This window comes from Afipia sp. GAS231 (assembly GCF_900103365.1).
Lineage (GTDB): Bacteria > Pseudomonadota > Alphaproteobacteria > Rhizobiales > Xanthobacteraceae > Bradyrhizobium.
In genome coordinates, this window is sequence record NZ_LT629703.1 from 5066565 (window position 1) to 5084983 (window position 18419).

Genomic DNA, 18419 nt, shown 5'->3' on the forward strand with positions numbered 1-18419 from the left:
CGGAATTGACGGGCGGTCTGGCTGCCGTTTCCCCGAACCCGATTCCAAAGCCGGCCGTATCTGCTACACAGTCTTCAAACCGGGAAATGCAACAAGCTGCCATGACCAGCGCCGAGGGCACCGACATCTTCTACGGCTCGATTCCGGTCTTTCGCGGCTTCGATCGCCTGATGGACCCGGCGCTGTATTCGGCATTGCCCGACGACTGGAGCGTCGGCGTCGCCGACATCGTGGAATCGACCAAAGCGATTGCGGAGGCACGCTACAAGGCCGTCAACATGGCCGGCGCGTCTGTCATCGCCGCCGTCACCAATGCGCTCGAAGGCCGCGAGTTTCCGTTCGTGTTCGGCGGCGACGGCGCCAGCTTTGCGGTGTCGCCCGGCGATCTCGAACGGGCCCGGGATGCGCTGGCGGCAACCGCCATCTGGGTCGAGGAGAGCCTCAATCTGGTGTTGCGGGTCGCCCTGATACCGGTCGCTTCGATCCGCGCGCAGGGCCTCGATGTCCGTGTCGCCCGTTTCGGGCCGTCGCCCAATTTGTCCTATGCGATGTTCTCCGGCGGCGGCCTCGGCTGGGCGGATGCGGCGATGAAGCGCGGCGAATTCGCGGTGCCAAAAGCCTCGCCCGGCACGCAGCCCCACCTTTCCGGGCTTTCATGCCGGTTCGAGGAAATTCCCTCGGCCCGCGGACTCATTCTTTCCGTGCTGGTGATGCCGGCTCCCGGCGCCGATCCGCATGCCTTCCGTCAATTGATCGAGGACGTCATCAACCTCGTCGAGAAAAGTCCCGACGCGGGGCGGCCGGTGCCGCCGGGCGGACCGCCGCTGAACTGGCCGCCGGCAGGCGTCGAGTACGAAGCACGCGCCGCGCGCGGCGGATCGCTGTTGAAGCGACGTACCGTCGTTCTGGCGGTGACGTTGTGGGCGTTCGTGGTGATGCGCTTTGGCATCAAGGTCGGGAATTTCGTGCCGAAGACCTATGTGCAGCAGGTGGTGGAGAATTCCGACTTCCGCAAATATGACGACGGTCTGCGGATGATTCTCGACTGCACCCCGGAACTTGAGCGCGCGCTGACGCAGCTACTGGCGGCGGCCGCTTCAAACGGGATCGTGCGCTATGGCCTGCACCGGCAGGATGCGGCGATGATGACCTGCTTCACGCCGTCGGTGATGCGCAGCGACCACGTCCACTTCATCGACGGCGCCCGCGGCGGTTACGCGTCGGCGGCGACGGCGCTGAAGGCGACGGCGGGTTGAGATGCCGTAGGTAACTTTGTGGCTCGAGGCGATGCTCGATCAAGATGGAATATGCGGAGGCACCCCCACCCCAGCCCTCCCCCGCAAGCGGGAGAGGGAGTCCGGCTGTCTGCGCGGCGCGCAGTTCGTCATTGCAAGGAAGCTAGTTGCTCCAGACGCGCTCTATCCCCTCTCCCGCTTGCGGGGGTCCGAGGCGAGCAGAGCTCGCTCTCGAGGTTAGGGTGGGGGTCTCGCGGCATCGGCAGTCTCGCGAGGTAGCGCGGGCTCACCGCCCCACACGCGTCCAGTTCTCGCCACCGCACAGGGCGCCGACGCAGCCTTCGACCCGGAGCGTATCCGCCGCCGTTACCGAAATATTGCTCGCATAGGTTGAGCCGTCGTCGGCGTTGTAGATCTGGCCCGACCATTTGCTCGTGCCGGTCGGGTGCATGCCGCTGAACAAGGGAAGGCCAATCATCGGACGCTTCTTCAGCGCCGGATTGGGATTCTTGTCGTCGACCTGGGGTTTGCCGGTGGCGGGATCGAGCGGATCTTTCAGCCCGACGATGACCCCACAAATTCCGCTACCGCATTTGCTGACCCGTACCCGGGCATCGCCGGCCTGGGTCAGCCAGGTGCCGGTTGCATCTCCGGCGCCTTGCGCGCGGGCGGACGGCGCGGTGAGCAATGCCGCCAAAATCGCGGTGGTGAAAACGTACCTGCAGGTCATGAATCATTCCTCAGAAAAAGGCAGGCCTGCATAACAACAAATCAGATTTGTGCAACGCCGGATTAAGTCGGGGATTTTCCCCAGTGCGTCAGGCGAATGGCGAGCGCTGTACCGAGTCCGTAAACGGCCATCGCCACGCCCACCAGTGCAAACAGTGCCGAGGCCGGTGCGCCCGACGCCGCCAGCCACCAGCCGCCGATGCCGACCAGCAGCAATCTCGCGGTGCCGGCCAGCACCGGACCGCCGACTTTTGCTGCTCCTTGCGACGAGAAATAAAGGCACGCACCCATTCCGAAGAAGGCGAATGCCGGTCCCGCCAACGCGAAATAGGAATTGGCGGCGGCGGTGACGCCGGGATCGCTGGTGAACAGCGAGATCCAGAGCGTCGGCCATATCGCCACGATAATGCCGATCAGGCCCACGATCAGGCTGGACGCGGCGCCCGCCGTCCAGGCCACCTGACGCGCGCGCGCCACCAGACCGGCGCCCATCGCCATGCCGACCATCGGCACCGAGGCAACCCCAAAAGCAAAGGCGATCGGCGTCAGCAGAAATTCCAGCCGCGAACCCATGCCGTAGCCGGCCAGCGTCTCGGTGCCGAAGGAAGCCAGGATTTTTGTGAAAATCAGGATCGTCAGCACGGTCTGCAGCGGCGACAGGCAGGAAACCGCGCCGACCTTGAGGATGTCGAAGAACATGTCGCGCTGAAACGTGAAGGCTGCAAAATTCAGCTTTAGCCGGCTGCGGCCACTGGTGAGGTACCAGGTGAGGTAAACCGCGCCGAGCGTGAAGGCGGTGAGCTGGCCGGTGGCGACACCCGCCATGCCGAGCTTCGGCAGGCCGAACAGTCCGAGACCAAATCCGCCGCCGACCAGGACCTGCACGATGGCGGTGGCGATCAGCGTCACCGAAGGTATGCGCATGTCGCCGGTGCCGCGCACCACCGAGGCCAGCGTGTTGACCAGCCAGATCGAGACCGCGCCGGAGAACAGCACGTGCGAATATTGCATGGACTGTTCGAGCACGCCGTCGCGTCCGCCCAGCAGCGAATAGAACTGGCGGCCCAAGATCAGCATCATCACGGTGAAGAACAGTCCGGCGCAGAGGCCGATAATGGCGGCATGCAGCGCCAGCGTCGCGGCGCGATCGCGGTTTCCGGCGCCGAGCGCGCGGCTGATGGCGGAGGAAACGCCGCCGCCCATCGCGCCGGCCGACATCATCTGGGTCAGCATCACGAACGGAAACACCAGCGCGATTCCGGCCAGCGGTTCGGTGCCGAGCCGGCCGATATAGGAGGTCTCGGCGACCGCCACCAGCGCGGTGCCGAACATCGCGATGGTGTTGGGGATCGCGAGCTTCAACAGCGTCGGCAGGATCGGCGCGATCAGCAGGCTGTTGACCGCGATCGGAGGCACGGCCGCCGGGCGCATGTCGAGCGGGGCGTCAATCGTCATGCGTCACGTGCTTTCAGCCGGATCCGTATAGATTACGGATGAAATATTATGCGACGGGGCCGGCGCAAGCCACCCGCCGCCGGTGCAGGGGTCACCACGGCAGGCCGCATAGGTCGATGACGCCGTCGCGCGGCTTGCGGGTGAAATCGAACACAAATGGCGCCATCGCGTCGAAGCGAACCCGTCCCCCCGGTTGTTCGGCGTAGATTTCACCCTTGAAGGGATGCCAGCCGCGCGCCTGATAATAGGCTTCGTTGTGCGGCTCGCAGAACAGCAGGGCGAACTTGATCGCTTCGTGGTCGCGCATGGTCTGAACCGCCGCGTTGAGGGCGAGGGTGGCGTAGCCGCGCCCCCGGAAATCCTCGCGGGTTGCGACGCCGCCGATGCCGCCGATATCCACCTTGCGCCCGTCCCAGGTGACGGTGCGGAAGTGGATCCCGACATGGCAGGCAAGTCCCGCTTTCGGTGATTCCTCGGGCGCATCGATCAGCACCCGCAAATCCGCATGTGCCCACTCGATATGACCCCAGGGCAGCCTCTCGACGACATGGCGCGGCCAGACCGCATTCATCAGCGGTTCGACCGTTTTCCACGACGCGTCCCCGTTCAGGACGTCGATCTCAATGCTCATGCCGGTTTAGCCCTCTGTTGGCGCGTTGACCGTGGTCTTGATCGCGATCCGTGATCGCAATCACAGACCCGCGCCGTGCGCCTTGCTGTCATAATGCCAAATGCTATGGTTGTCGCGATCGGGACTTGGGAACGTCGATGCGTCGGCTCGCCGCCTTTTTATTCATGGCTTCAATCGCTTGCCTGGCCGGCCAACCGGCCTTGGCGGACAAGCGCGTCGCATTCGTGATCGGCAATTCCAACTATCAGAACGTCGGCGCCCTGACCAATCCGGCCAATGACGCCGCCGCGATCACCGAGATGTTCAAGAAGGCCGCGTTCGACGTCGTCGAATCCCGGCGCGACCTGAAAAATACCGAGATGCGACGCGCGCTGCGCGACTTCACCGAGAAGGCGCGCGATGCCGACATCGCGGTGATCTACTATGCCGGTCACGGCATCGAGGTCGATGGAACCAACTATCTGATTCCGGTGGACGCCGCGCTCGAGCGCGATACCGACGCCTATGACGAGGCGATCGCGCTCGACCGGATCCTGCAGGCGATCGAACCTGCCAAGCAATTGCGCCTCGTCATACTCGATGCCTGCCGCGACAATCCGTTCGCCAAGAGCATGAAACGGACCGTGGCGTCGCGCTCGCTCGGCCGCGGCCTTGCCGGTGTCGAACCGTCGAGGCCGAACACGCTGATCGCGTTCGCGGCGAAGGGCGGCTCGACGGCTTCCGATGGCGACAGCAAGAACAGCCCGTTCACGACAGCGCTGCTGAGATATCTCGTCAAGCCGGGCCTGGAACTCGGCAAGGCGTTCCGCCTGGTGCGGGATGACGTCATGAATGCCACCGCCAACAAGCAGGAGCCGTTCGTCTACGGCTCGCTCGGCGGCAACGACGTGGCGCTGGTGCCCGCGCCTGCCGCGCCGCCCCCGGCCGGCAACGCCAACGCCAACGCCGATCTTCGCCGCGACTATGAACTGGCCGAACGCGTCGGCACCAAGGAGGCCTGGGACTCCTTCATTCTGGCCAACCCGTCGGGCTTCTATACTGATCTGGCCAAGGCGCAGCGCAACAAGCTCGCCGCCGAAGCCGCGCGGATTGCCGCGACCGAAAAAGCCCGCGAGGCCGCGGAAGAGCGGACGAGGCTTGCCGCCGAAGGCGCCAAGGCCGCCGAACAGGCCAAGGCTGCCGCACAGTCGAAGGCTGCCGAAGAGGCAAGGCTCGCAGCCGAAAAGAAGAAGCAGGTCGAGGACGCCAAAGTTGTCGCCGCCGAACAGGCCAAGGTCGCGGCGCAGGCCAAAGCCGCCGAAGAGGCCGAAAAAGCCAGACTCGCGGCCGAGAAGAAAAAGCAGACGGAGGATGCGAAGCTCGCCGCGGCGGAGCAGGCGAAAGCTGTCGAGCAGCAGAACCGCGCAGCGGAAGAAGCCAGAAAGTTGGAAGGGGCCAAACTCGAAGGGGCCAAGGTCGCTGCGGTTGAACCCGCCAAAGAGACGGTGAAGTCAGATGGGCCCGCGCAGGATATTCCGCGATTGCTGCAGTCCGAACTGAAACGGGTCGGCTGCAAGACCGGCGAGATCAACGGCGAATGGAACGCATCGTCGCGCCAGGCGCTGGCGTCCTTCAACGACAAGGCCGGCACCAAATTCGACGTCAAGGTCGCCAGTATCGATGCACTGGATGCGGTCAAGGCGAAGCCCGGCCGCGTGTGTCCGCTGGAATGCGAGCGCGGCACCCGCGCGAATGGCGATAGCTGCGTGAAGATTACCTGCGACGACGGCTATGTGCTCGGATCGAGCGGCAGTTGCGAGAAGCGCCCCGAGCGCAAGCCGGCGGTCGCCCAACGCGAGCGCCGGGCACCGGCCGCGGCGGGGCGCCGCGGCGGCAAGTGCTTCATGTATAACGGCACGTCATTCTGCGAATAACCAGGACGCCGGCGTTTGCGCCGACGCCTTCGATCGCGGTTCGCTCAATAACTCTCGCAAGCAGTCTGCGTAATGGTTGGACGCGTGCAGATCGAGATCCCGGAACCGTTATAGAAGGTATATTCCCGCTTGCCGGGCTTCAGCCGCTGGTCGATCTTCATCGTGCAGGCGCCGCCGCGAACGGTCATGGTGATGATGATCTGGTTGTTCGGATAATCCCGCACCGCGCGCAAGGTCTGCCTTCCGACCACATGGAGCGCCGCCGAGCCGGCGGGTGCTTCCTGCGGCGCGCCGCCGAGCTTCGCGCGATATTCCACCCGTCCCTCGATGGTGCTGTTCATGTCCAGCGATGCGCTGCGATCGGCCGACAGCACGCCGGTGCCTTCGCCATGGATGGGAAAATTGGTGACCGGCGGATTTTGGCAGGTGGCGAGGCCATCGAAGGTGAATTTGACCCGCAATTGTCCCGCGGCCTCACTGGAAGCCGGCAGCATCGGCAATATCAGGGCGGCAAGCGTTGCGATCGCAAAAGCAATTCTGGTTTTCATGGCTTCAATCCTTGAAGTATCGGGTTTCAACAATATTGCTGGTTGACGACATCGGTGACACAGGCATCAAAAACTGACGCATTCGGTTCGGGTAATCTGCGGGCGCGCGCAGTATGACACGCTGCCTGAGCCGCTCACGAAGGTGTAGACCTTCTTGCCCGGCTTGAGCCGGTTATCGAGGGTCATGGCGCAAGACGATCCGCGGATGGTCATCGTCACGATCGCAACGTTGTTCGGGTAATCCCGCACGGCCCGCAGGGTGTGACTGCCGATGACTTTCAGACTGGTTGAGCCGCCCGGCGCTTCGGTGGGCTTGCCGCCCAGCGTCGCTTTCAGCTGCGAACGTCCACCCGTGCTAGAGGTCATGTCGATGCTGGCGTTCCGATCGGTGGAAAGCACCGCCGTGCCTTCGGCGTGAATCGGAAAATTCCGGATCGCCGGTTGCTGGCAGTTGGCGATGCCGTCGTAGCTGAAGCGCCCCCGGATGGTGGCGCCGGCGGCTTCAACGGATACCGGGATTGCAAGGATAGCGACGATGATCGCCGCACTTGCGCAGATCGTGCTGATTTTCACTGGCAAATTCCATAAACAATTCAATTTCAATAGTATTTTGGATTTAATTCGATCTCGCGGGCTTTGACAATATCGGCCGCTCGCTATGCCGCCGGCGGCGCTCGGTTGGCCCAAATTGCTTGTGTTTAAGACCGATGGAACCTTCTATAAGGGTCCCCGTTAGATCACGTCTCCCACCAGTTCGGACATCACCCCATGACCTTCACGCTGCCCAATCTGCCCTATGCCCATGACGCCCTTGCGCCCTATATGTCCAAGGAAACGCTGGAATTCCACCACGACAAGCATCACCAGGCTTACGTGACCAACGGAAACAACGCGATCAAGGGGACCGAATTCGAGGGCAAATCCCTCGAGGAAATCGTCAAGGCTTCGTTCGGCAAGAACCCGGCCGTGTTCAACAATGCCGGCCAGCACTACAACCATCTGCATTTCTGGAGCTGGATGAAGCCGAATGGCGGCGGCAGCAAGCTGCCCGGCCGTCTCGAAAAGAAGATCAACGAGGACCTCGGCGGGCTTGAAAAGTTCAAGACCGATTTCGCCGCCGCCGGCGTCGGCCAGTTCGGCTCCGGCTGGTGCTGGCTCCAGGTCAAGAACGGCAAGCTCGAAATCTCCAAGACCGCGAACGGCGAAAGCCCGCTGGTCCATGGCGCCACGCCGATCCTCGGCTGCGACGTCTGGGAGCACTCCTACTACATCGACTACCGCAATCGCCGTCCCGACTATCTGAAGGCGTTCGTCGATCATCTCGTCAACTGGGACTATGTCGACGAGCTGTTCGGCAAGGTTTGATCGCCACGCCGTCATTCCGGGATGGTGCGTTAGCACCAGACCCGGAATCTCGAACTTCCGGGTCTGGTCCTTCGGACCATCCCGGAATGACGTGATGGAAAAATTCGCAAGGGGCGGCAGCACAAGCGGCCGCCTTTTTCGTTTCAGGCGTTTGCCAATCCTTGCCGCGGCCGCGCGCTTGCGGCACAAGCTTAGCGCCGGATGACATTCGCTGAGGCGGGAATGCTGCGATGAGCTATCTGTTGGTCTTTTTCGGTGGCGGCCTTGGCGCAATGCTGCGCCATCTCATCAACGTCACTTGCGCGCGCTGCATCGGCACTGGATTTCCGTGGGGCACCTTCATCATCAACATCACTGGCTCGACCGTGATGGGGCTGATTGCGGGCTATCTCGCCTTCAAGGGCGAGGCGTCGCAGCCGTGGCGGCTGTTCGTGATGACCGGTATTCTCGGCGGCTACACCACGTTTTCCGCCTTCTCGCTCGACACCGCGCTGCTCTACGAGCGGGGCGAGTTGATGCTGGCGGCAATCTACGTGCTGGGATCGGTCGTGCTCTCGATCGCCGGCCTTTTCGCAGGCCTCGCGCTGGTGCGCTCGCTCACCTGAACGTTGGATTAAGCCTGTGTGACGCCTTCGCATGGGCATGCCTTGAAGGCGCATGGGTGGAGCCCAGCTTCCGTTTGCTTCGGTAGGGGGCCGGGACTAAGCAAGGTCAATTCTCATCACCCGCCCGACTCATTGCCTTTCAGAACTTGGCCTTGTCCGAATCTCCCGTCAAAGACCCGGCGCCTGCCGACGACGCTGCAGACGCCGAGCAGCGGCCGCGGCGCGCCCGCAAGCCGGTCGGCTGGTCGATGATCATGATCGGCGTGCTGGTCGTGGTCTCGGCCACGCTGGTCTGGCGGCGCGACGGCATCGATGGTGTGCTGGAAATTCTCTTTCATGATCTGGCGCTGTTCGGCGGCATCCTGCCGCGCGTGCTGGCCGGCTGCCTGCTCGGCGCGTTCATCGCCGAGGTGCTGCCGCACGAGAAAGTATCGCGAGCGCTCGGGCCGAATTCCGGCTTGAAGGGATTGCTGATCGGAACCGCGTTCGGCGCCATCCTGCCCGGTGGTCCGTTCACCGCCTATCCGGTGGCGGCTGCACTGCTCACGGTCGGCGCTGACTTTGGCGCGACCATCGCGATGGTGGTGAGCTGGACGCTGATCGGCTACGGCCGGGCGGTGGCTTGGGAACTGCCGATCCTCGGCGTCGACTTCACGCTGTGGCGGATCGTGATCTCGCTGCCGATCCCGGTGCTGGCCGGCGCGCTCGGGCGTTTCGTTTTCGCGCGGATGTATCCGAAAGGCGCGGAGCCGCCGTCATGACCGCGGCGCTGATCATCGATCTCACGCTGTGGGGCTCGGTCGCAGCCCTGGCGTTTCTGGTCTGGCGGCGCGGCCGGCCGGTGCTGGTGTCGGCGGCGCGCGAAGGCACCATGGACTTCATCAACATCGTGCCCCGGATCGGGCTCGGCGTGATCGGATCGGGCTACATCGCCGCCGTGATTCCCCAGGAGGTCATCACCGGCTGGCTCGGGCCGGACTCTGGCTGGCTCGGCGTGTTGACCGCCGTGATCGCAGGTGCGGCGACCCCCGGCGGCCCGGTGGTCGGCTTTTCGATCGGTGCGGTGGCCCTGAAGGTCGGCGGCGGCCCACCACAGGTGATCGCCTATGTCGTCGCCTGGGCGCTGTTTGCCTTTCAGCGGCTGATTCTATGGGAAATCCCGTTCATGCCGGCCAAATTCGTCTGGTTCCGCGCCGCGGTGTCGCTGCCATTTCCGTTCCTGGCGGCGGCCCTGGCGATGGCGATCGGGAAGCCGTGAGGGGGCGTCGGTAGACTTGAGTTATGTTATAATATAACATCTTTCGATGGCTCACTCCCATTCCCACGACCACCCTCACGACCACTCCCATCACCACGGCCATGCCCATAGCCATGGTCCGGAGACGCCGCATCCGTCGCAGCCGGCGCCCTGGTCGATCCTGCGGATGACGGTGCTGTCCCGGCTTGGCGCCGCCGTGGCGGTCAGCGCCGGGCTGTGGGCGGTCGTGTGGCTGGCGATGAGGTGAGCATGGCAGCCCAAGTGCAATTTCGCGACGTCACGCTCGGCTACGACCGCCACCCGGCGGTGCATCACCTCGATGGCGAGGTCGCGCAGGGCGCGCTGCTGGCCGTGATCGGGCCGAATGGCGCCGGCAAATCGACGCTGTTTCGCGGGCTCGCCGGCATCCTCAAACCGCTGGCGGGATCGATCGATCTCGGCGCGCTCGACATCCGCGACATCGCCTATCTGCCGCAGACCGCCGATATCGACCGCACGTTTCCGATCTCGGTGTTCGATTTCGTCGGCACTGGTCTTTGGCGCGCCACCGGATTTTTCGGCGGCATGGGCAAGGCGGCGCGGGACAAAATCGCGCAGGCGCTGGCCGCGGTCGGTCTCAACGGCTTTGAGAACCGCTCGATCGGCACGCTGTCCGGCGGCCAGATGCAGCGCATGCTGTTCGCGCGGGTGCTGCTGCAGGACGCGCGGCTGATCGTGCTGGACGAACCCTTCAACGCCATTGACGCCAAAACCTCGGCCGACCTCGTGGCGCTGGTGCGGCGCTGGCACGCCGAGGGGCGCACCGTGCTGGCGGCGCTGCACGACATGGAACTGGTGCGCGCGAATTTTCCGGAAACCTTGCTGTTGGCCCGCGGGCCGGTGGCGTGGGGCGCAACGGCGCAAGTGCTGACCGCGGAAAATCTCGCGGAGGCGCGGCGGATGTGCGAGGCGTTCGACGATACGGCCGGGGCCTGCGTGGTGCACGATCTACCGTCGCGGGCGGCTTGAGCTCCCATGATCTTTGACGCGCTGATCGCGCCCTTCACCGAATTCGAATTCATGCGCCGCGCGCTCGCGGCCGTGATCGCGCTGTCGCTCGGCGGCGCGCCGATCGGCGTGTTCCTGATGCTGCGGCGGATGAGTCTGGTCGGCGACGCCATGGCGCATGCGATCCTGCCGGGGGCGGCGATCGGCTTCCTGATTTCGGGGCTCAATTTGTTCGCGATGACGACCGGCGGACTGATCGCGGGCTTTGCGGTCGCGCTGCTCGCGGGCCTCGTCGCGCGCAACACCGAGATCAAGGAAGACGCCTCGCTGGCGGCGTTCTACCTGGTGTCGCTGGCGCTCGGCGTTACCATCGTCTCCATCAAGGGCACCAATATCGATTTGCTGCACGTGCTGTTCGGCAACATCCTGGCGATGGACGACCAGACGCTGCTGGTGATCGCCTTCAACGCCACCATCACGCTGTTGCTGCTGGCGGTGATCTATCGTCCACTGGTGATCGAATGCGTCGATCCGGTGTTCTTGCGCACCGTCAGCCGCGCCGGCGCGCCCGCGCATCTGGCATTCCTGGCGCTGGTCGTGATCAACCTCGTCAACGGTTTTCACGCGCTTGGCACGCTGCTCGGCGTCGGCCTGATGATTTTGCCCGCGGGCATCGCGCGGTTCTGGTCGCGCGATATCACCGGCATGATCTGCATCGCGGTCGCAAGCGCCATGGTCTCCGGCTATTTTGGATTGGTGCTGTCGTTCCAGACCCGGATTCCCTCAGGGCCTGCGATCATTCTGGTGGCGGCGGCGATCTATGTGGTTTCGGTGCTGTTCGGCAATGTCAGCGGCCTGGTCCGGCAGTTGTTTCCCGGCCGCCACCTCGAGGCGTAACGATGCGCAGGTTCTGGCTCATCGTTCTCGCCCTGATAGCGGTCACCGCTCCCGCGCGGGCCGAGCGCCTCAACGTCGTCGCCAGTTTTTCGATCCTCGGCGATCTCGTCCGCAATGTCGGCGGCAACAGCGTCAATGTCACGACGCTGGTCGGCCCCGACGGCGATGCGCATGTCTATGTGCCGACACCGGCGGATGCCAAGAAGATCGCCGACGCCAGACTGGTGTTCGTCAACGGCTTCGGCCTCGAAGGCTGGCTGCCGCGGCTGGTGCAGTCGGCGGGCAACAAGGCCACGATCATCACCGCGACCTCAGGTATCGCGCCGCTCAAGCTTGGCTCCGACGCCGATCCGCACGCCTGGCAATCGCCGCTCAACGCCAAAATCTATGTTGGCAATATCCGCGATGCGCTGATGGCGGCCGATCCCGCCGATGCCGAGGCGTTCAAGTCCAATGCGAACGCCTATCTGGCGAAACTTGACGCGCTGGATGGCGAGGTGCGGCAGGCGGTGGCGCAAATTCCGGAAAACCGCCGCAAGGTGATTTCGACCCACCGCGCCTTCGGCTATTTCGAGGCCGCCTATGGCGTCCAGTTCATCGCGCCCCTGGGCGTCTCGACCGAATCCGAGGCCAGCGCCCGCGATATTGCCGGGATTATCACCCAGATCAGATCAGCGAAAATACCGGCGGTTTTCCTGGAAAATATCAGCGACCCCCGGTTGATCCGCCAAATCGCGGCCGAGACCGGCGCCAGGGTCGGCGGCACCCTCTATTCGGACAGTCTGACCGGCGAAAAGGGCGATTCTCCCACTTACATTGACATGGTCAGGCACAATATAAAGGCCCTGACCAGCGCGCTGGGCCAATAGGCAGGGGCCTCCCTGCCAGAGCTGGCGTTGCGAGAAATTCCCTCGGAGTTGTGATGCCTGAAACTACTTCCCAAAAAATTCCAGTGACCGTGCTGACGGGCTATCTCGGCGCCGGCAAGACCACGCTGCTGAACCGGATCCTGTCGGAAAACCACGGCAAGAAATACGCCGTCATCGTCAACGAATTCGGCGAGATCGGCATCGACAACGACCTGATCATCGGCGCCGACGAAGAAGTGTTCGAAATGAACAACGGCTGCGTCTGCTGCACCGTGCGCGGCGACCTCGTCCGCATTCTCGACGGCCTGATGAAACGTAAGGGCAAGTTCGACGCCATCATCGTCGAGACCACGGGGCTGGCCGATCCGGCGCCGGTGGCGCAAACCTTCTTCGTCGACGAGGACGTGCAGAAGAACGCGCGGCTCGATGCCGTCGTCACGGTGGCCGACGCCAAATGGCTGAGCGATCGCCTCAAGGACGCGCCGGAAGCCAAGAACCAGATCGCGTTCGCCGACGTCATCGTGCTCAACAAGACCGATCTGGTCTCCAAGGCCGAACTCGCCGAGGTCGAAGCCCGGATCCGCGGCATCAACCCCTATGCCAAACTGCATCGCACCGAGCGCTGCCAGGTCGCGATATCAGACGTGCTGGAGCGCGGCGCGTTCGATCTCGATCGCATTCTCGAAATCGAGCCGGAATTCCTCGACGCCGGCGACGATCATCACCATGACCACGATCATCATCATGGCCATGGCCACGACCATCACCACGATCACAATCACGGCGGCCTCAAGCATTACCACGACGAGGACATGCAATCGCTGTCGCTGCGCTCGGCCAAGCCGCTCGACGCCACGAAATTCATGCCGTGGCTGCAGAACCTCGTCGCCAGCGAGGGTCAGAAGATTTTGCGCTCGAAGGGCATCCTCGCCTTCAGCGACGATGACGACCGCTACGTGTTCCAGGGCGTGCATATGATGCTGGAAGGCGATCATCAGCGTAAATGGAAGGACGGCGAGGCGCGCGAGAGCCGCGTCGTCTTCATCGGTCGCGAATTGCCGGAGCAGATGATCCGCGACGGTTTTGAAAGCTGTATCACCACGTGATGACACAGTTCGATCCGGGCGACAGCCCCTCCATCGCTTCGATTACCGACAAGGTGCGGCCGCTTGCCGTGGGCATGCCGGTCAGCGCGATCCATTTCCTCGGCGATACCGCGGTGTTCGTCGGCACCGAAGAGAACGCGGCGCTGGTCAGTGCCGCCGGTGAAATTTCATCCGTCGCCATTCACGGCGGCGCCATTCTGTGCGCGGCCTCCGACGGCGGACGCATCGTCACCGGCGGCGATGACGGCAAGGTCGTGGCGCTCGATGCCAAGGGCGCGGTGACGGTGCTGGCGACCGACTCCAAGCGGCGCTGGGTCGACAATGTCGCGCTGCATCCCGACGGCGCGGTGGCGTGGTCATCCGGCAAGACCGCCTTCGTTCGCAGCGGCAAAGGCGAAGAAAAATCCTTCGATGCGCCGACGACGGTCGGCGGTTTGGCGTTTGCGCCAAAAGGCCTGCGCCTGGCCATCGCCCATTACAACGGCGTGACGCTGTGGTTTCCCAACATGGCGGCCAAGCCGGAATTCCTGGAATGGGCCGGCTCGCATCTCGGCGTCACCTTCAGCCCGGACAACAAGTTCCTGGTCACCATGATGCACGAGCCGGCGCTGCATGGCTGGCGGCTGGCGGATAACCGGCACATGCGGATGTCGGGCTATCCCGGTCGGGTCCGCTCTATCTCGTGGAGCGCAGGCGGCAAGGGACTGGCGACGTCAGGCGCCGACTCCGTGATCGTGTGGCCGTTCACCAGCAAGGACGGCCCGATGGGCAAGGAGCCGGCGATGCTGGCGCCGTTGCAGGCGCGGGTCTCCATGGTGGCCTGCCATCCGAAGCAGGACGTCATGGGGGTCGGCTACAGCGACGGCACCGTGCTGATGGTGCGGCTTGAGGACGGCGCGGAAATTCTGGTACGCCGTAACGGCGGCGAGGCCGTCTCCGCGCTGGCCTGGGGCGCCAAGGGCACCCAGCTTGCTTTCGCGACCGAGGACGGCGATGCGGGGATGGTCGAGCTTTAGCGCGATTGTCATCCGCGTAGCGTTTTCGAGCGAAGTGGATTCCGGTTCGCGTGAAGAAAACGTGTCAAATAGAAGAATCTAGGAAGGGCCAATGCGTTTTCTCGAAACCTTCCAGACCGCCGATTTCATCGACACGCTGGTCAGCCTCGGCGCGGCATTCGTGCTGGGCACGCTGATCGGCGCCGAGCGGCAATACCGGCTGCGCAGCGCGGGCCTGCGCACCAACGTGCTGGTCGCGGTGGGGGCTTCGGCATTCGTCGATCTCGCGATGCATCTGGCCGCCGCCGACGGCGCGGTACGGGTGATCGCCTATGTGGTCTCCGGCATCGGCTTTCTCGGCGCCGGTGTCATCATGAAAGAGGGGACCAATGTGCGCGGCCTCAATACGGCTGCGACGTTGTGGGCCTCCGCCGCGGTCGGAAGCTGCGCCGGCGCCGACATGCTGGCACAGGCGGCGGCGCTGACCGTGTTCGTACTCGCCGGCAACACCCTGCTGCGGCCGCTGGTGAATGCCATCAACCGCGCGCCGATCGACGAGCAGGCGTCGGAAGCGACCTATTTCGTCAAGCTGCTGGTGGATGCGCCGGCGGGCGCCGGATTGCGCGACCAGGTGGTCGAGCGGCTCGAAGCCGCGCACTACCCGGTGGCCGATGTCGAAGCGATTGAGCGTGGCGATCTGCAGGAGATCATCGCAACCCTCGTCAGCACGGCCGTCGAAGCCAAGGAACTCGATCAGGTGGTGGCTGATTTGCGGCAGAAGCCTCGCGTGCGCCATGTCACCTGGGAAGCCAGCACGAAGGATTAGTAGCGTTTTCGAGCGAAGTGGACCCGGTTCGCATAGCAATCAAGTTTACGCAGATTGCGTAGACTTATCTGCGGTAGAAAACGCGTCAAAACAAATGCTGGCGTTCCTGCCATCGGAACCTTTCGTTTCGCCGGCCGTTGATCTCGCGAACGATTTTTGCGAGGCGAACGACATGTCTGCCGACGACCGCAAGCGCGAGTACCGGGAAAAACTGATGTTCGCGTCCACGCTGATCGCGGCAGGGCTCGCAATATCGGCGCTTTCGCTGAACCAGATCAGGGCCAATGACCGGCATCATCTGGCGCAGGCGACGCCGCCGCTGCAGTCCACGCCGGGCGCGGAGAGCAAGCCGTCGGCGCCATCCGAGCCGGTGACGACAGGTAGCCGGCCATCCGGCGTTCCGCCGGAACCGGCCCGGCCAGATGCCGAGGCACAGAAGGCCGGCGCCCAGCCGGTGCTACCGCCGGCGCCGGCAGAAAAGACCGCGCCACCGATCCAGCAAAAATAATCCGGCCCTCGACTCTTCCGACCTGCAAGATTTGTGGGCAAGAATACTGGGATGGCGCCGCGCATTTTGTGCGTGCGCGGCTTCGCCGCGATGCGGCGGCGGTCGGCTGCTAGCAATTGGTCCAAGGAGGCGTCGGCGCAGCCCGCGAAGCCTTGTGCTAATCCCCAATCCCCGGTTAGGCTTACGGCAACAATAGCCGGCGAACAGCCGGGAGGTTAGGGGAGACGCGTGTGCGCGAGCTGACGCCGGAAACGATCACCGACGCCGTTCTGGACCAGATGGCGACAACGCCGGACCCGCGCCTGAAGGCGATCATGGCGGCGGCGGTGAAGCACCTGCATGCCTTCGCCCGCGAGGTCAACCTGACCCCCGGCGAATGGATCAAGGGCATCGAATTCATGACTTTGGCGGGCAAGATGTGCTCGCCGGAACGCCAGGAATTCATCCTGCTTTCCGATACGCTCGGTCTGTCGGCGCTGGTCAACGGCCTGCATGACAAGACCGCGATCGAGGAAGGCACCCATACCAGCCTGCTCGGCCCGTTCTACCGCGAGGCGACGCCGACGCTGCAGGCCGGCAGCTCGATCGCCCAAAATCCGAAACCGGGCAGCGAATGCGTGCTTTACGGTCACGTCACCGACGCCGGCGGCCAGCCGGTCGCCAACGCCACGGTCTCGATCTGGCAGACCGGCGCCGACGGTCTCTATGACATTCAGTCGAGCGCCACCTCGGTCGACTATCGCGGCGTATTCACGACAGACGCGGAGGGCGTCTACGTGCTGCGCACCGTCAGGCCGCTCGGCTATTCGATCCCGATGGACGGGCCGGTCGGCGCCATGGTCAAGGCGCAGGCGCGCCATGGCATGCGGCCGGCGCATATTCATTTCCTGGTCGGCGCGCCAGGCTATCGCGAACTGGTGACGGCGCTCTATCTGCGCGACGACCCGCATCTGGCCGACGACGTCGTGTTCGGTTCGTCGGGCGATCTCGCAGTCGATGTCGTGCCCAGTGATCCGGATTGCCCGATCAAGGGCATGCCAAGCATCCGCTTCGACATGCGGCTGTCGCGCGAAAGCGAAGCCGACAAGACCTCAGGACGCGTCGGCGCCGATCCGGCGGCGATCATGAAGCAGGCCCGCAGCAGCGAGAAAGCGACAGCCTGATACCATACCATCCTACTCAACAGCCGGACCGAGATCCGGCGCAACGACAACAGACAATGGGAATAAGGGGAGATCAATGAAACGCAGAACGTTTCTCGGCGGAGCAGTAGCTGTCGCGGCGCTTGGCAAGGGCTCAATCGCCTCGGCGCAGCAGCCGCCGATCAAGATCGGCATGTCGATGGCGCAGACCGGTGGCCTGGCGGGCGGCGGCAAGGCCTCGCAACTCGGTACCGAGATCTGGCGCGACGACATCAATGCCAAGGGCGGCCTGCTCGGCCGCAAGGTCGAACTCATCGTCTATGACGACAAGTCGAGCGCGTCCGAGACGCCCGCGATCTACGCCAAGCTGGTCGACGTCGACAAGGTCGATATTCTGTTCGCGCCCTATGCGACGGTGCCGACCGCGCCGATCATGCCGTTCGTCAAGCAGCGTGGCCTGCTGCTGATGGGGAATTTCTCGTTCCAGGTGAACAGCAAGGTCGGCCACGACATGTGGTTCAACAATGCGCCATGGGGGCCGGCCGACAGTTGGGCGTCCTCGTTCCTCGATATCGGCCAGGGCGCCGGCGGCAAGACCATGGCGCTGCTCTCGTCAGATCAGGAGTTTGCCCAGAATCTCGTGCTGACCGCGCGGGATGTCGCCAAGAAGCGCAACATTCCGGTCGTGTTCGACCAGAACTATCCGCCCAACACGGTGGAATTCTCCTCGATCATCCGCTCGCTCAAGGCCGCCAAGCCCGACATGGTCTATGTCGCGTCCTATCCGCCGGATTCGGCCGGCATTCTGCGCGCCGTCAACGAGATCGGGATCGGCAACGACGTCAAGATCTTCGGCGGCGGCATGGTCGGTCTGCAGTTCGCGGCCGTGATGGCCAATCTGGGATCGCTGCTCAACGGCGTCGTCAACTACAATACCTGGCTGCCCGAGCCGAGCATGTATTTCGACGGCACCAAGACCTTCTTCGAGACCTACACCAAGCGTGCGGTGGAGGCGAAGATCGATCCGCTCGGTTATTACCTGGCGCCGTTCGGTTATGCCCAGGGCCAGATGATCGAGGCAGCGGTCAACGCCACCAAGTCGCTCGACCAGAAGGGGCTGGCAAAATACCTGCGGGAGAACGAGCACAAGACCATCGTCGGGCCGATCTCATTTTCGGCCGATGGCGAGCGCAAGGAAACCGCGACGTTGCAGGCCCAGTTCCGTGGCGTCAAGGACAAGGATGTCGAACAGTTCAGGTCTTCCGGCAAGCAGGTGATCCTGTTCCCCGACAGACTGAAAACCGGAACGCTCGTCAGCCCGTTCGAGGCTGCGCGCTCATAGGCCGCAAG

At 63.8% G+C, this 18419-nt stretch carries 21 protein-coding genes; 16 read left to right on the forward strand and 5 right to left on the reverse strand.

The genetic code is table 11. The features are described from left to right. Positions 1 to 101: 101 nt before the first annotated feature. On the forward strand, positions 102 to 1256 hold the full coding sequence (locus tag BLS26_RS23900) for a DUF3095 domain-containing protein (RefSeq protein WP_092515067.1): 1155 nt from the start codon (positions 102 to 104) through the stop codon (positions 1254 to 1256). 265 nt (positions 1257 to 1521) lie between these two features. Here BLS26_RS23900 and BLS26_RS23905 read toward each other — a convergent pair whose 3' ends face one another. The 3 genes from BLS26_RS23905 to BLS26_RS23915 form a co-directional block, all read right to left on the reverse strand. Then, positions 1522 to 1965 (reverse strand): DUF2147 domain-containing protein, encoded by a 444-nt coding sequence (locus BLS26_RS23905; RefSeq protein WP_092515068.1) that lies wholly within the window; start codon positions 1963 to 1965, stop codon positions 1522 to 1524. A gap of 62 nt (positions 1966 to 2027) precedes the next feature. Then, a complete protein-coding gene (locus BLS26_RS23910) occupies positions 2028 to 3419 on the reverse strand; it encodes an MATE family efflux transporter (RefSeq protein WP_092515069.1) in 1392 nt (463 codons plus the stop codon). Positions 3420 to 3510: 91 nt separating this feature from the next. After that, complete coding sequence (locus BLS26_RS23915) at positions 3511 to 4050, reverse strand: GNAT family N-acetyltransferase (RefSeq protein ID WP_092515070.1); 540 nt, start codon at positions 4048 to 4050, stop codon at positions 3511 to 3513. A gap of 200 nt (positions 4051 to 4250) precedes the next feature. Here BLS26_RS23915 and BLS26_RS23920 point away from each other — a divergent pair, with 200 nt between their 5' ends. Continuing rightward, on the forward strand, positions 4251 to 5963 hold the full coding sequence (locus BLS26_RS23920) for a caspase family protein (RefSeq protein ID WP_371360661.1): 1713 nt from the start codon (positions 4251 to 4253) through the stop codon (positions 5961 to 5963). Positions 5964 to 6007: 44 nt separating this feature from the next. Here the strand turns inward: BLS26_RS23920 and BLS26_RS23925 are convergent, their stop codons facing one another. Next, a complete protein-coding gene (locus tag BLS26_RS23925) occupies positions 6008 to 6511 on the reverse strand; it encodes a hypothetical protein (RefSeq protein WP_092515072.1) in 504 nt (167 codons plus the stop codon). A gap of 66 nt (positions 6512 to 6577) precedes the next feature. Next, on the reverse strand, positions 6578 to 7198 hold the full coding sequence (locus BLS26_RS23930; RefSeq protein ID WP_157676572.1) for a hypothetical protein: 621 nt from the start codon (positions 7196 to 7198) through the stop codon (positions 6578 to 6580). 81 nt (positions 7199 to 7279) lie between these two features. On the opposite strand from BLS26_RS23930, the gene BLS26_RS23935 reads away from it, so the two are divergent. The 14 genes from BLS26_RS23935 (at position 7280) to BLS26_RS24000 (ending at position 18411) form a co-directional block, all read left to right on the forward strand. Continuing rightward, positions 7280 to 7876 (forward strand): superoxide dismutase, encoded by a 597-nt coding sequence (locus BLS26_RS23935; protein ID WP_092515074.1) that lies wholly within the window; start codon positions 7280 to 7282, stop codon positions 7874 to 7876. Positions 7877 to 8106: 230 nt separating this feature from the next. After that, positions 8107 to 8481, forward strand: a complete 375-nt coding sequence (crcB, locus tag BLS26_RS23940; protein WP_092515075.1) for a fluoride efflux transporter CrcB — start codon at positions 8107 to 8109, stop codon at positions 8479 to 8481. A gap of 152 nt (positions 8482 to 8633) precedes the next feature. After that, positions 8634 to 9242 carry a permease gene (locus BLS26_RS23945; RefSeq protein WP_092518484.1) on the forward strand — a complete coding sequence of 203 codons (609 nt, stop codon included), beginning with the start codon at positions 8634 to 8636 and terminating at the stop codon, positions 9240 to 9242. After that, complete coding sequence (locus BLS26_RS23950) at positions 9239 to 9739, forward strand: hypothetical protein (RefSeq protein WP_092515076.1); 501 nt, start codon at positions 9239 to 9241, stop codon at positions 9737 to 9739. The genes BLS26_RS23945 and BLS26_RS23950 overlap by 4 nt, the downstream gene beginning before the upstream one ends. A 46-nt stretch (positions 9740 to 9785) precedes the next feature. Beyond that, complete coding sequence (locus tag BLS26_RS23955) at positions 9786 to 9986, forward strand: hypothetical protein (RefSeq protein WP_092515077.1); 201 nt, start codon at positions 9786 to 9788, stop codon at positions 9984 to 9986. 2 nt (positions 9987 to 9988) lie between these two features. Beyond that, positions 9989 to 10747, forward strand: coding sequence for a metal ABC transporter ATP-binding protein (locus tag BLS26_RS23960; protein ID WP_172804676.1), 759 nt, complete (start codon positions 9989 to 9991; stop codon positions 10745 to 10747). A 6-nt stretch (positions 10748 to 10753) separates the two neighbouring features. Then, positions 10754 to 11623 (forward strand): metal ABC transporter permease, encoded by an 870-nt coding sequence (locus BLS26_RS23965; protein WP_092515079.1) that lies wholly within the window; start codon positions 10754 to 10756, stop codon positions 11621 to 11623. 2 nt (positions 11624 to 11625) lie between these two features. After that, on the forward strand, positions 11626 to 12492 hold the full coding sequence (locus tag BLS26_RS23970) for a metal ABC transporter substrate-binding protein (RefSeq protein WP_092515080.1): 867 nt from the start codon (positions 11626 to 11628) through the stop codon (positions 12490 to 12492). Positions 12493 to 12545: 53 nt separating this feature from the next. After that, on the forward strand, positions 12546 to 13598 hold the full coding sequence (locus tag BLS26_RS23975) for a GTP-binding protein (protein WP_092515081.1): 1053 nt from the start codon (positions 12546 to 12548) through the stop codon (positions 13596 to 13598). Next, on the forward strand, positions 13598 to 14614 hold the full coding sequence (locus BLS26_RS23980) for a WD40 repeat domain-containing protein (RefSeq protein ID WP_172804677.1): 1017 nt from the start codon (positions 13598 to 13600) through the stop codon (positions 14612 to 14614). Before BLS26_RS23975 ends, BLS26_RS23980 begins: the two co-directional genes overlap by 1 nt. A 91-nt stretch (positions 14615 to 14705) precedes the next feature. Continuing rightward, entirely contained in the window at positions 14706 to 15419 is a 714-nt protein-coding gene (locus BLS26_RS23985; protein WP_092515083.1) for an MgtC/SapB family protein, read from the forward strand. A gap of 172 nt (positions 15420 to 15591) precedes the next feature. Next, positions 15592 to 15927: a hypothetical protein gene (locus BLS26_RS23990; RefSeq protein ID WP_092518486.1), complete on the forward strand. Its 336-nt coding sequence runs from the start codon at positions 15592 to 15594 to the stop codon at positions 15925 to 15927. Positions 15928 to 16157: 230 nt separating this feature from the next. Next, complete coding sequence (locus tag BLS26_RS23995) at positions 16158 to 17090, forward strand: dioxygenase (protein ID WP_197681275.1); 933 nt, start codon at positions 16158 to 16160, stop codon at positions 17088 to 17090. Between the two features lie 76 nt (positions 17091 to 17166). Beyond that, positions 17167 to 18411: an amino acid ABC transporter substrate-binding protein gene (locus BLS26_RS24000; protein WP_092515084.1), complete on the forward strand. Its 1245-nt coding sequence runs from the start codon at positions 17167 to 17169 to the stop codon at positions 18409 to 18411. Positions 18412 to 18419: the final 8 nt, after the last annotated feature.

Excerpts from the sequence above, each read along its gene's own strand:
- BLS26_RS23900 (WP_092515067.1), top strand. The coding sequence starts at position 102 with ATGACCAGCGCCGAGGGCACCGACATCTTCTACGGCTCGATTCCGGTC.
- BLS26_RS23905 (WP_092515068.1), bottom strand. The coding sequence starts at position 1,965 with ATGACCTGCAGGTACGTTTTCACCACCGCGATTTTGGCGGCATTGCTC.
- BLS26_RS23910 (WP_092515069.1), bottom strand. The coding sequence starts at position 3,419 with ATGACGATTGACGCCCCGCTCGACATGCGCCCGGCGGCCGTGCCTCCG.
- BLS26_RS23915 (WP_092515070.1), bottom strand. The coding sequence starts at position 4,050 with ATGAGCATTGAGATCGACGTCCTGAACGGGGACGCGTCGTGGAAAACG.
- BLS26_RS23925 (WP_092515072.1), bottom strand. The coding sequence starts at position 6,511 with ATGAAAACCAGAATTGCTTTTGCGATCGCAACGCTTGCCGCCCTGATA.
- BLS26_RS23935 (WP_092515074.1), top strand. The coding sequence starts at position 7,280 with ATGACCTTCACGCTGCCCAATCTGCCCTATGCCCATGACGCCCTTGCG.
- crcB (WP_092515075.1), top strand. The coding sequence starts at position 8,107 with ATGAGCTATCTGTTGGTCTTTTTCGGTGGCGGCCTTGGCGCAATGCTG.
- BLS26_RS23950 (WP_092515076.1), top strand. The coding sequence starts at position 9,239 with ATGACCGCGGCGCTGATCATCGATCTCACGCTGTGGGGCTCGGTCGCA.
- BLS26_RS23955 (WP_092515077.1), top strand. The coding sequence starts at position 9,786 with ATGGCTCACTCCCATTCCCACGACCACCCTCACGACCACTCCCATCAC.
- BLS26_RS23960 (WP_172804676.1), top strand. The coding sequence starts at position 9,989 with ATGGCAGCCCAAGTGCAATTTCGCGACGTCACGCTCGGCTACGACCGC.
- BLS26_RS23965 (WP_092515079.1), top strand. The coding sequence starts at position 10,754 with ATGATCTTTGACGCGCTGATCGCGCCCTTCACCGAATTCGAATTCATG.
- BLS26_RS23970 (WP_092515080.1), top strand. The coding sequence starts at position 11,626 with ATGCGCAGGTTCTGGCTCATCGTTCTCGCCCTGATAGCGGTCACCGCT.
- BLS26_RS23975 (WP_092515081.1), top strand. The coding sequence starts at position 12,546 with ATGCCTGAAACTACTTCCCAAAAAATTCCAGTGACCGTGCTGACGGGC.
- BLS26_RS23980 (WP_172804677.1), top strand. The coding sequence starts at position 13,598 with ATGACACAGTTCGATCCGGGCGACAGCCCCTCCATCGCTTCGATTACC.
- BLS26_RS23985 (WP_092515083.1), top strand. The coding sequence starts at position 14,706 with ATGCGTTTTCTCGAAACCTTCCAGACCGCCGATTTCATCGACACGCTG.
- BLS26_RS23990 (WP_092518486.1), top strand. The coding sequence starts at position 15,592 with ATGTCTGCCGACGACCGCAAGCGCGAGTACCGGGAAAAACTGATGTTC.
- BLS26_RS24000 (WP_092515084.1), top strand. The coding sequence starts at position 17,167 with ATGAAACGCAGAACGTTTCTCGGCGGAGCAGTAGCTGTCGCGGCGCTT.